Here is an 11,025-nt window from a genome sequence, read left to right as displayed (position 1 = left end):
GCTCCACTCGGATGAAGGGAGCCACGATCGTCCGCCCAGGCCGGGCGACGCTCAATCAGCGCAGGGCGCTCGTCTCAATCCGAAAACCTCGAAGCTGCCACCCATCCCGCGCGAGCGGGTTCGTTCACCCACCCGACCCGGTCGTAGAACGGGCGGACGGGTCTCGACCCGACCCAGTCTTTCGGGCTCCCCGCCCCCATGCCTGAAAGCAGACGTTGATCGAGGCACCTCTGTGCGACTGAAGCTGGCCGAAAGCCGCTGGTCCGCTTCGGAGTAGTTTCGCCGCAAACGTAGACGTTCTCTGCAGCGACCCTCGACAACAATGCTCATGCAGGAAAAGGCTGCCTCGCCCCCCGCTGCCAACCACAGTAGGCTTTGCTCGCAGGGCTTAATGAAGCGCACCGTGCGCGTCCGAGCCGTCCTGTGGCCGGCGATCGTAGCCGGGAGTTTCCATCTGTCATTCGACAGCCACTACGCGCTAGCCGAGGAGTCGGACCTGCTCGCCCGCATGAGGAAAAACGAGCATTTCGGAAAGATCGTTCTGAGCGTCTGACGCACTGTTCCGAGCGTTGGCCTCGAACAAGCCGGTCCAGCATGGGGCGGCTCCTTTTCGACTGGATCCCGGCTTTTCGCCGGGAAATCGCGGATGCCCCAATGCCCTGTCGGCAGGATGCGGCGGAGGCCGTGCGCGGGTTGGAACAGGGCGCGGCAGCCTTCACCGGCGTATCCAACGCATGGGGTAGAGAGTCGAAAACTGCGCGGCATGAGGATCCAGCGGGTGGTCGCCCATGGATCAACGCGTTGCCAGAACAGAGGGCCGCGTGCTCCGGACTATGGCTTTTGGCTGGGCGGAAGGATCATCGCGGTGTCTGGGTCGGAAACGTCGCCCTCCTGTTGCTGATCGAGGGAGAGCTTGGCCGCGAGGTCCGGCTCCCGTCCGTTCGCCAACTCTTGCGCGGCTGCAACTTCCTTATCACGTGCCTGCTCCGCCGTGAGCTCGCCGCGCACCACCGCCCGGGCCAAATTCAGGCTCAAGACGTTCTCGGCCTCACTTGCGCCGTAGGCGGTGAGCGTGCCTCGCGTCCGGTCCGGAATGACGCTGCCGTTGAAGGTCGCGACCGCGCTGAAGAAGTTGAGCGGGACTTTGTAGGGCAAGCTCTGCTCCAACACGTCGTTGTGCTTGGATGGGAAATCGTGCTCGGCTCCCATCTTATGCACCACCGTCCGGATCCACGGCCCGTTGCGGTGCCAGATCAGCAGCGTCGCCGTCTGCTCCTGCGGTGCGCCGTACTTGTCAGCAACGGCTTCAGCGGCCTTGCGGGACGGCTCGGGCCAATCCTGCGCGAGGCGCTCGGCGGCGCCTGCGGGGCCCGCGGACAGCGCGAGGACGAGAGCGAGGGTGCATCGGATGCGGTTTTGCGAAGGCATGCGCTTCCCTGACGGCACCGGAGGCAGCACGGCTTCCTGCAGCGAATGGCGATCGCTGTCACGCCGCCGCGTTGCTCCTGGTCTACGCCGGGTATAGGCCGAGCACCCGAGAATGGTTCCAGGGAGATCCCCGATGGCGCAGTTGATGTCGCTGGACGTGAATGGGCGCGCGGCGCCCGTGAGCGTGGACGACCCAGATACGCCGCTCCTCTACGTACTGCGCGATGATCTCGGCCTGCACGGGCCGCGCTTCGGCTGCGGACTGGGCCAGTGCGGCGCCTGCACGGTGCATGTCGATGGGCAGGCGGTGCGCTCCTGCATCACCCCGGTCTCGAGCCTCAAGGCGGGGGCCAAGATCGTGACGCTTGAAGGGCTCGGCAACCTGGACAAGCCGCACCCGGTGCAGGCGGCCTTCATCGCCGAGCAGGCGGCGCAATGCGGCTACTGCATCAATGGCATGATCATGCAGTCGGCCGCCCTGCTCAGCGAGACGCCGAAGCCCAACGAGACCGCTATCCGGCAGGCGCTCGCCCAGAACCTCTGCCGGTGCGGCACCCATCAGCGGATCGTGCGCGCCGTCCAGCGCGCGGCCGGCACACTCTGACAGAGGTTGTTGTCATGACCGCACCCGCCCTCTCCCGCCGCAGCCTGCTCCTCCAAGGCGGCGCCCTCGTGGTCGGCTTCTCGCTGTCCGGCCGCGGCGCCAGCGCCCAGAGCTTCGCGCCGGTCGCCACCAATGGCTTCGCGAAGCCCGTCGCCCCGGACCGCGTCGACAGCTTCCTGGCGCTCGGCGCCGACGGTCACGCCACGATCTTCTCCGGCAAGGTGGATCTCGGCACCGGGGTCGAGACCGCCCTTACGCAGATCGCGGCTGAGGAACTCGACCTGCCGCTCGACCGCGTGACCGTCATCCAGGGCGATACGGCGCTGACGCCGGATCAGGGACCGACCTACGGGAGCCTCTCGATCCAGAAGGGCGGCGTCGAAATCCGGCAGGCGGCGGCGACGGCCCGCGCGCACCTCGTGCAGATGGCCAGCGAGCGCCTCGGCGTACCGGCCGACGAGCTGGTGAGCGAGAACGGCACCGTCCGGCCGAAAGCTGGCGGCCAGAGCCTCTCCTACGCCGACCTCCTGAAGGATGGGCGCCTCGACCTCAAGGTCGATCCGGCGGTCAAGACGAAGGATCCGGCGCAGTTCGCCCTCGTCGGCAAGCCGGTGGCGCGGGTCGACATACCCGAGAAGATGACCGGCCGCTTCACCTACATGCAGGATTATCGCGTGCCCGGCATGGTGCATGCGCGGGTGGTCCGTCCCCCGACCATCGGGGCGGATCTGCAGGGCGTGGATGAGGCCTCGGTCGCGGACATCCCAGGACTGATCAAGGTCGTGCGCCAGGGTAACTTCCTGGGCATCGTCACCGAGAAGGAGTGGGCGGCCGTGAAGGCCGCAAAGCAGCTAAAGGCGACGTGGTCGGAATGGGAAGGCCTGCCCGAGCAGGGCAAGCTCTGGCAGCACGTGCGCGCCACGAAGGTCACCAAGGACGACGTCACGAGCAGCACGGGCGATGCCGAGGCGGCGCTCGGACAGGCGGCCCGGAAGCTCGAAGCGACGTACGACTTCGCCATCCATACCCACGGCTCGATCGGGCCGTCCTGCGCCATCGCAGAGCTGAAGGACGGATTCCTGACCTGCTGGACGGCCTCGCAGATGACGCACGCCCTGCGCAAGCAGCTCGCGGCGATGACCGGCCTCGCGCCGGAGGCGGTGCGCTGCATCTACGTCGAGGGCTCGGGCTGCTACGGCCGCAACGGCCACGAGGACGCGGCGGGCGACGCCGCCCTTCTCGCCCGCGCGGTCGGCCGCCCCGTGAGGGTCCAGTGGTCGCGCGCCGACGAGCACGGCTGGGATCCGAAAGGACCGCCGACCCTCATCGACCTGAAGGCCGGGCTCGACCCGCAGGGCAACGTCACCGCCTGGTCCTCCCAGTTCCACATCCCGGAGGGGGCGGCCGGTAACGTGCCGCTGGTGGCAGCCTCGCTGGCCGATCTGCCGCACGAGACTACGATGGCGCCGGGCAACATCATCGGCAACTCGGCGCTGCCCTACGCCTTCCCGAACGTGCGCACGGTCTGCCACCGGCTGGCCTCGACGCCGTTCCGGCCCTCCTGGATCCGCACCCCCGGGCGGATGCAGAACACCTACGCCAATGAGGCCTTCCTCGACGAGTGCGCGGCGGCAGCCGGCGCCGACCCGCTGGAGTACCGCCTGCGGGCTCTGAAGGATCCGCGCGGCATTGAGGTGCTGAAGCGGGTTGCCGAACTCGCCATGTGGCAGGCGCGCCCGTCGCCGGTGAAAGACGCCGCGGGCGACGTGCTGCGCGGTCGCGGCATCTCCTACGTGAAGTACGAACTCAATCGCACCTACGTAGCGGGCGTGGCCGAGGTCGAAGTGAATCGCAGCACCGGGCAGGTGCGCGTGCCGCGCTTCTTCGTGGTCCAGGATTGCGGGCAGATTATCAATCCGGACGGGGTGCGGAACCAGCTCGACGGCAACGTGATCCAGACCGTCAGCCGTGTGCTGCTGGAGGAGGTCACCTTCGATCGCGGCGCCGTGACGAGCCTCGACTGGTCGAGCTACCCGATCCTGACCTTCCCGGACGTGCCCGAGGTCGTGATCGACCTGATCGACCGGCCAACCGAGAAGCCGTGGGGCGCCGGCGAGCCGTCCGCCGCCATCGTGCCGGCGGCGGTCTCGAATGCAGTCTTCGACGCGACCGGCGTACGCGTGCGGTCCGTGCCGTTCACCCCGGCCAAGGTGAAGGCGGCTCTGCAGGGGGCCTGAAACGCGAACAGGCAGGATCGTCGGGGCGTGGCACCGGTCCCGCGGCGCGGGCCCGGATCGCGGTCCGCCGGCCGCGCCGCGGACACCGGGGGGGTGCGTCGGCCGCCCGGATCGATGCAGCTTGATCGAGGCGGCTGGCATGGGCCGGCTCGTGCCAGGGTCCGGTCCGGCATCCTTTGACCGCACCGCGGCGACGCTCGAACATCTGCTGCTCCTCGTTCGTCCCGTACGCCTTTGTACGACGGCTCCTCGACAGCGGCCGGACATGGATGGAGCTGCCGAGGGCCTACCCTAACATCGCGAGCGGACCGCCTGCCTACGCCGACGAGGCAAGAAGATACTCGCACCGATGCAACTGAAACAAGATTGGGCATAGCGGACGTTCTGCTGGCGACCCAAAGTTGCCTTAGATGCCTACATCTGGACATCTCAAAAGCAGTCGTTCGTCGATGGATATCGTTACGGTCGGGGTGTCCGTGGGTTCCGTGTCCTGGCTTGATCGAATGTCTCGTAGCGACGCTCGACCATCGGGTCAGGCAGCCGGTGTTCGGTGATATGAACTGTGCGAAGCCAAGGTTCTGAAAGGGACCTGCTGAAACTTGTATCCGATGTCACATTGGGCGGCTGTGCATCGTCACTCACGTGAACCAATCACGTGGGGAGAGCTCGATGATCAAAGCCATTCCGGTACTCGCCGGCATCCTCGGCGCAGGACTGGCCGGAAACGGCGTTTTCATGCTCACCGCACCCGAGGCATGGTATTTCGCGGTACCGGGCGTGACGACGACAGGGCCGTTCAATCAGCACTTCCTGCGCGACATCGGCTTGATCTTCGTGCTGATCGGGTCGGGGTTCGCGTACGGCGCGTTCCGACCCGGACCGCGCTCGCTGCTCTGGACTCTCGGTGCCGTCTGGCTCTCGGGCCACGCGCTGTTCCACTTCTGGGAGGTTGCGGTGGGCATCTGCGGGCCGGAGGTCCTACCCCGCGACTTTCCCGCGGTGACACTTCCTGCGCTTATCGCGGTCGCCCTCAGCGTCTGGTCGTTCCGTCATGCCGACCATCGATGATCCGACCCGCGTCTTCGAGCAGGAGCGTACGCGGCTTATCCGGCTCGCCTACCGCATGCTTGGGTCCCTCGGCGAGGCCGAGGATGTCGTACAGGACGCCTGGCTGCGCTGGCGGCACGTCGACCATGCCGAGGTCGCCTCGGCTGGTGCCTTCCTATCGCGGACGGTTACGCGGCTCTGCCTGGACGTGATGAAGTCCGCCCGGGTCCGGCGTGAGACCTATATCGGAACCTGGTTGCCCGAGCCCGTTGCCCTGGTCCCGAACGAAGCCCCCGGCGATGACCTCACGCTCACGCTGATGCTCGCCCTGGAGAGGCTCTCGCCGCTGGAGCGGGCCGCGTTCCTCCTGCACGACGTCTTTGCGGTCCCGCTTGATGAGATTGCCGAGACGCTTCGGCGAGAGCCCCCGGCGGTCCGTCAACTCGCGGCGAGAGCCAGGAAGCACGTGCAAGCCGCACGTCCGCGCTTCCCCGTCGAGCGGGAAGAGGGCGCGCGCATCGCCAAGGCCTTCTTCGAGGCATCGACGACGGGCGACGTCGCAGCGCTGCGCAGCATGCTCGCCGATGCCGTCGTTGTGCACTCCGACGGCGGCGGAAAGGTGCTCGCTTTCCCGCGGCCGATCATCGGAATCGACAAGGTCACGCGCCTGTTCGAGGGGGTCGTGCGCAAGTCGTGGATCCAGCATGCCCGGAAGCTGCAGGACCTCTGGATCGATGGCCTGCCCGGCTACCTCAGCATGGAGCCGGGCGGGATGCTCCAGACCGTCGCCCTGGATATCCAGTGCGGGCTGATCGTCGGCATCTACTTCACCCGCAACCCGGACAAGCTCCAAAAAATGGCGATGTCGTTCGGTGGGGCGGCGGGAGCGCCGACCCCTCACTGAGCCTCAACGGCGGGCGATTGCCAGCTCCCTTCGGCAGACCGTCGAGAACGCGCAGAGCGGATCGAGGTCGCTGGCGTGGCGGATGTCGGCGAAGGCGGCGAGATCCTTGTTCGGGGCGAAGTAGGTCTCGCCGATGCGCTGCATGACGCGCTCGGCTTCCTGGAGCGTTTCCGGCTCTCCGAAGAGCCGGATCTTGTTCACGATGGCATAGAGGTTCACCAGCTTGGCCGGGTCGTCGAGGTCGTGTCGGAAGGCGTCACCGAACAAGGTCGACGCCTCCCTGATGAACTCGCCGTAGAGCGCTTCCCGTCGCGCACGGTCCTGCACCAGGAGCGTCGCGCGCTCCTGGCTGTGTTGCGTCAGCCAAGTGGTCGCGAAGGAGGCCATCGCGCCGATGGCCGACCCGGCCAGCGCAGACAGCGCCGGAAAATAGGCTGCATCCATCGGCAGGAGACCTCAGGCCCCGCGCTTCGGCTGTGCCGCCAGCCAGTCGTCGTAACGCCGTTCCGAAAGCCACGCGTCACCGGCGGGCGTAAGCCAGGGGCCTTCGAGGACCACCCCGAAGTACGGTGCGGTGTCGTCCGTGCGGACCTCGTGCGTCTCACCGAGGCCCTGAAAATGACGCTTCACCAGCTCGACCATCGGCAGTCGCTCGGGGCCGGCGATCTCGACAATGCCGTTTCGGGGGGGCCCCAACGCGACCTCGGCGACCTTCGTCGCGACATCGGCCGACGCGATCGGCTGGATCAGTGCGGAGGTCACGCGCGCGACGCCGTCGACGATTGCGGCTCCCGCGATGGCGGCGACGAACTCGAAGAACTGCGTGGCGCGGACGAGGGTCCAGGGCACGCCCGCCGAGGCGATCAGTTCCTCCTGGGCAAGCTTGGCCCGGAAGTAGCCGCTGTCGAGCAGGAGTTCAGTCCCGACGACCGAAAGCGCGACGTGGTGGGAGACGCCGGCATCCTTCTCGGCCGCGGCGAGGTTCCGTCCGGCGCGGACGAAGAAGTCCATGGCCGCGTCGTCCGCGAACGATGGCGAGTTGGCGACATCGACCACCACGGCGGCCCCCTTCAACGCTACTGCGAGCCCCTCGCCCGTGACGGCGTTGACGCCGGTGTTCGGCGAGGCCGCGAGGGCGTCATGGCCGGCGGCCTTCAGAGTGGCGACGACCTGCGAGCCGATCAGCCCCGTGCCGCCGATGACAACGATCTTCATGTGACGCTCCGTCTTGTGTCCGGTCCTGGTGAAGACGTTCGAAACAAAGACGAGAGCGGTCCCACCCGGTGTGACATCGCCTCCGGTGAAACCGATCCGGGCGGGGTCCAACCGCCCTACGGCCAGGAAAGTCCGTCCCGCCGGAGAGGCAACGCCGGAGGACCTACTCCGGCGTCGCCGATGACTTGGCCCTTGCTGGGGGCATGGGGATATTAAGCCGACGACGGTGGTTCAGCGCTTGACGAACCCGATGTCCGCGCCTGCAGCCTTGAGCCGTTCCAGCTGCTGTTCTTTTCGTTCGGAATAGCGGTCCACGAGGTACTCGGCCCGCTCGCGGGTCAGGAGCGTGAACTTCATCAGTTCCTCGCAGACGTCGACGACCCGGTCGTAGAGCGGCCCAGCGTTCATCCGGCCGGCGTCGTCGAACTCCTTGTAGGCCATCGGGACCGAGGACTGGTTGGGAATGGTGATCATTCGCATCCAGCGCCCGAGCACGCGCAGGCCGTTGACCGCGTTGAACGACTGCGACCCGCCCGAGACCTGCATCACGGCGAGCGTCCGCCCCTGCGTCGGGCGCACCGATCCTTCCGACAGTGGCAGCCAGTCGATCTGGCTCTTGATGACCCCGGTCATGGCGCCGTGGCGCTCGGGGCTGACCCAGACGTGGCCCTCCGACCAGATCGAGAGGTTCTGGAGTTCCTGGACCTTTGGGTGATCGGCCGTGGCGTCGTCGGGCAGCGGCAGGCCATGGGCGTCGTAGATCCGGACTTCGCCGCCCATGGCCTCCAGCAAGCGTGCCGCCTCGTAGGCGAGGAAGCGGCTGAACGAGCGCTCCCGCAGCGAACCGTACAGGATCAGGAAGCGGGGGGCGTGGGTGAACGGCGACGCCATTTGCTGGTCGGCGCCGGTCGGGACCACGAAATGCCCTTGGCTGAGGTTGGGCAATCCATCAGCGAAGGGCTGTCGGGGCTTGTCCAAAACGTGTCGTTCCTCTACGTTTCAACGATGATTGAGATATTGACATCATGATGGACGAACGGCAAGCCGTCGCTGCCTTCGCAGCCCTCGGGCAGGAGCATCGCCTGCGCATCGTGCGCCAGCTCGTCACCGCCGGGCCGGAGGGCATGGCAGCCGGCATGCTGGCAGAGGCGGTCGGCGTGTCGGGCACCAACCTGTCGTTCCACCTGAAGGAGCTCAGCCATTCGGGGCTGGTCACCTCCCGGCGGGAGGGGCGCTCGATCATCTACAGCGCCGCGTACCTCGACCTGTCCGAGCTCATCCAGTTCCTGATGCGCGATTGCTGCCAGGGCCGCCCCGAGGTCTGCGCCCCGGCCGTCGCCGCCCTATCCGCCTGCTGCGAGGAGACCGCCTGATGGACGTCGTGATCTATCACAACCCGGATTGCGGCACGTCCCGCAACACCCTGGCCCTGATCCGCAACGCCGGCATCGAGCCGCACGTGATCGAGTACCTCAAGACGCCGCCGAACCGCATCCTGGTTCGCCAGCTCGCGGAGCGCGCCGGCATCACCGTGCGCGACCTCCTGCGGGAGAAAGGCACGCCCTATGCCGAGCTCGGCCTGGGCGACGCGGCGCTTGCGGATGACCGGCTTCTCGATGCCATCGAGGCTTACCCGATCCTATTGAACCGCCCCCTGGTGGTGAGCCCCAGGGGCGTCGCCCTTTGCCGACCTTCCGAGGCCGTCCTCGACCTCCTGCCGGCCCAGCAAGGCGAGTTCGTCAAGGAGGACGGCGAGCGCGTGATCGACGAGCAGCGGCGGCGCGTCGCCACAGCCTGATCCGTCCCGAGCTTCCAAGAACAAGAAACGGTCCCGATGCTCGCTCTCGCCATCTTCGTGGTCACCCTCGTCTTCGTCATCTGGCAGCCGAAGGGTTTCGGGATCGGGTGGAGTGCCCTGATCGGGGCCGCCGTGGCGCTGGCCACCGGTGTGATCCACCCCGGCGACATCCCGGTCGTCTGGCACATCGTCTGGGACGCCACTTTCACCTTCGTCGCCCTCATCATCATCTCGCTCCTCCTCGACGAGGCCGGGTTCTTCCACTGGGCGGCCCTGCACATCGCCCGCTGGGGCGGGGGCCGGGGGCGCTTGCTATTCCCGCTGGTGATCCTGCTCGGTGCAGCCATCGCCGCGGTCTTCGCCAACGACGGCGCGGCGCTGCTGCTCACCCCCATCGTCCTCGCGATCCTCCTGCGTCTGGACTTCAAGCCGACGGCGGCCCTGGCCTTCATCGTCGCCTGCGGGTTCGTCGCGGACTCGACCAGCCTGCCGCTGGTGATCTCCAACCTCGTCAACATCGTCTCGGCGAACTTCTTCGACATCTCCTTCAGCCGCTACGCCGCGGTGATGGTGCCGGTGAACCTCGTCTCGCTGGCCGCGACCCTGGTGGTGCTGTGGCTGTTCTACCGTCGCGATCTGCCAGCTACGTACCCGGTGGCCGAGCTCGAAGCGCCGCGCCACGCGATCAAGGATCCGCTCGTCTTCAAGGCGGCCTTCCCCCTCCTGGCCCTGCTGCTCGTGGCCTACTTCTTGACCGCGCCGTTCGGCGTGCCGGTCTCAGTGGTGACCTGCGCCGGCGCCCTCGTGATGCTGGCGTTGGCCAATCAAAGCCAGGCCATCCCGATCCGCACGGTCCTCGCCGGTGCGCCCTGGCAGATCGTGCTGTTCAGCCTCGGCATGTACCTCGTCGTCTACGGCCTGAAGAACGCCGGCCTGACCGATTACCTGGCTCAGGGACTGACCTGGCTCTCGGGTCACGGACCGTTCGTGGCCACCATCGGCACGGGGGTCGCCGCCGCGATCCTGTCCTCGGTGATGAATAACATGCCGAGCGTGCTGGTGGGCGCGCTCACCATCCAGCAGGCCCCAGACCTGTCGCCGCTGATGCGCCAGCTGATGGTCTACGCCAACGTCATCGGCTGCGACCTCGGCCCGAAGTTCACCCCCATCGGCAGTCTGGCGACGCTGCTCTGGCTCCACGTCCTCGACACCAAGGGCCAGCGCATCACCTGGGGCCAGTACATGCGCGTCGGCCTGGTCATCACCCCGCCGGTCCTCCTGGTCAGCCTGGCGGCGCTGGCGCTCTGGCTGCCCGCGCTTGGTGCCGGGTAGCCATCCGATGGGCGCGGCGCGGCGCTGAGCCGTGATCTAGGACTTGGGAGTCATCCAAGTTCTCACCTTAAGCTCCTCTTGCCCGATGGGCGGGCGAAGGTGCCGGCGCGCCATTCCTTTCAATGGGCATCAGGCCCGGGTTTTGTACTCGACCGCGAGAGCGCACGTGCAAGGTCAACGACGCGTCGTCGGTCATCCGGGTCTTCGATGTCGAGCCAAGCGAGAACCAGTTCCCGCGCCCCGACCGTTTCGTGGCCGCGGCCTTGCGGGCCGCCATCGGCTAGCGCCGATGGATCGCAGCCGAGCAAATCCGCGATGCGCTTCAGCATCCCTCGCGTCCGTTCGGCCCTGTCGAGGCCGCCGTCATCATCCGTCGGCATACGCACCACTTTCCGCTAATGGGCATCACGGCGGCGGGGCGGTCGGCTCTTCGATGCAGGCGGCCGGGGCGCCATCGATA

General features: G+C 67.2%; 12 protein-coding genes. 7 read left to right on the top strand and 5 right to left on the bottom strand.

The window, feature by feature from the left end; all coding sequences use genetic code 11:
• Positions 1-831: 831 nt before the first annotated feature.
• Positions 832-1,428, bottom strand: coding sequence for a hypothetical protein (locus FV234_RS18260; protein WP_147830861.1), 597 nt, complete (start codon positions 1,426-1,428; stop codon positions 832-834).
• 133 nt (positions 1,429-1,561) lie between these two features.
• Here FV234_RS18260 and FV234_RS18255 point away from each other — a divergent pair, with 133 nt between their 5' ends.
• From FV234_RS18255 to FV234_RS18235, 4 genes are all read left to right on the top strand, one after another.
• Complete coding sequence (locus FV234_RS18255; protein WP_147830859.1) at positions 1,562-2,032, top strand: (2Fe-2S)-binding protein; 471 nt, start codon at positions 1,562-1,564, stop codon at positions 2,030-2,032.
• 14 nt (positions 2,033-2,046) lie between these two features.
• A complete protein-coding gene (locus tag FV234_RS18250) occupies positions 2,047-4,269 on the top strand; it encodes a molybdopterin cofactor-binding domain-containing protein (protein WP_147830856.1) in 2,223 nt (740 codons plus the stop codon).
• Between the two features lie 669 nt (positions 4,270-4,938).
• The gene (locus FV234_RS18240; RefSeq protein ID WP_147830854.1) at positions 4,939-5,337 is read left to right on the top strand and encodes a hypothetical protein; all 399 of its coding nucleotides are present in this window, start codon (positions 4,939-4,941) and stop codon (positions 5,335-5,337) included.
• Complete coding sequence (locus tag FV234_RS18235; protein ID WP_147830852.1) at positions 5,321-6,220, top strand: sigma-70 family RNA polymerase sigma factor; 900 nt, start codon at positions 5,321-5,323, stop codon at positions 6,218-6,220. Before FV234_RS18240 ends, FV234_RS18235 begins: the two co-directional genes overlap by 17 nt.
• A gap of 3 nt (positions 6,221-6,223) precedes the next feature.
• Here the strand turns inward: FV234_RS18235 and FV234_RS18230 are convergent, their stop codons facing one another.
• From FV234_RS18230 to arsH, 3 genes are all read right to left on the bottom strand, one after another.
• Complete coding sequence (locus tag FV234_RS18230; RefSeq protein WP_056487760.1) at positions 6,224-6,664, bottom strand: hypothetical protein; 441 nt, start codon at positions 6,662-6,664, stop codon at positions 6,224-6,226.
• A gap of 12 nt (positions 6,665-6,676) precedes the next feature.
• Positions 6,677-7,435 (bottom strand): SDR family oxidoreductase, encoded by a 759-nt coding sequence (locus tag FV234_RS18225; protein WP_147830865.1) that lies wholly within the window; start codon positions 7,433-7,435, stop codon positions 6,677-6,679.
• Positions 7,436-7,666: 231 nt separating this feature from the next.
• Positions 7,667-8,413, bottom strand: coding sequence for an arsenical resistance protein ArsH (gene arsH / locus FV234_RS18220; protein ID WP_147830850.1), 747 nt, complete (start codon positions 8,411-8,413; stop codon positions 7,667-7,669).
• Between the two features lie 50 nt (positions 8,414-8,463).
• On the opposite strand from arsH, the gene FV234_RS18215 reads away from it, so the two are divergent.
• The 3 genes from FV234_RS18215 to FV234_RS18205 are packed head-to-tail and all read left to right on the top strand — an operon-like array spanning position 8,464 to position 10,565.
• Positions 8,464-8,808, top strand: a complete 345-nt coding sequence (locus tag FV234_RS18215) for a metalloregulator ArsR/SmtB family transcription factor (protein ID WP_187273726.1) — start codon at positions 8,464-8,466, stop codon at positions 8,806-8,808.
• A complete protein-coding gene (gene arsC / locus FV234_RS18210) occupies positions 8,808-9,233 on the top strand; it encodes an arsenate reductase (glutaredoxin) (protein WP_147830846.1) in 426 nt (141 codons plus the stop codon). Before FV234_RS18215 ends, arsC begins: the two co-directional genes overlap by 1 nt.
• A gap of 36 nt (positions 9,234-9,269) precedes the next feature.
• Complete coding sequence (locus FV234_RS18205) at positions 9,270-10,565, top strand: arsenic transporter (RefSeq protein WP_147830845.1); 1,296 nt, start codon at positions 9,270-9,272, stop codon at positions 10,563-10,565.
• Between the two features lie 119 nt (positions 10,566-10,684).
• Here the strand turns inward: FV234_RS18205 and FV234_RS18200 are convergent, their stop codons facing one another.
• Positions 10,685-10,894, bottom strand: a complete 210-nt coding sequence (locus tag FV234_RS18200; protein WP_147749980.1) for a hypothetical protein — start codon at positions 10,892-10,894, stop codon at positions 10,685-10,687.
• Positions 10,895-11,025: the final 131 nt, after the last annotated feature.

It is taken from the genome of Methylobacterium sp. WL8 (assembly GCF_008040045.1).
Lineage (GTDB): Bacteria > Pseudomonadota > Alphaproteobacteria > Rhizobiales > Beijerinckiaceae > Methylobacterium > Methylobacterium cerastii.
Note: the sequence above shows the minus strand (reverse complement) of the source record. Positions and strands in the feature narration are given on the sequence as shown.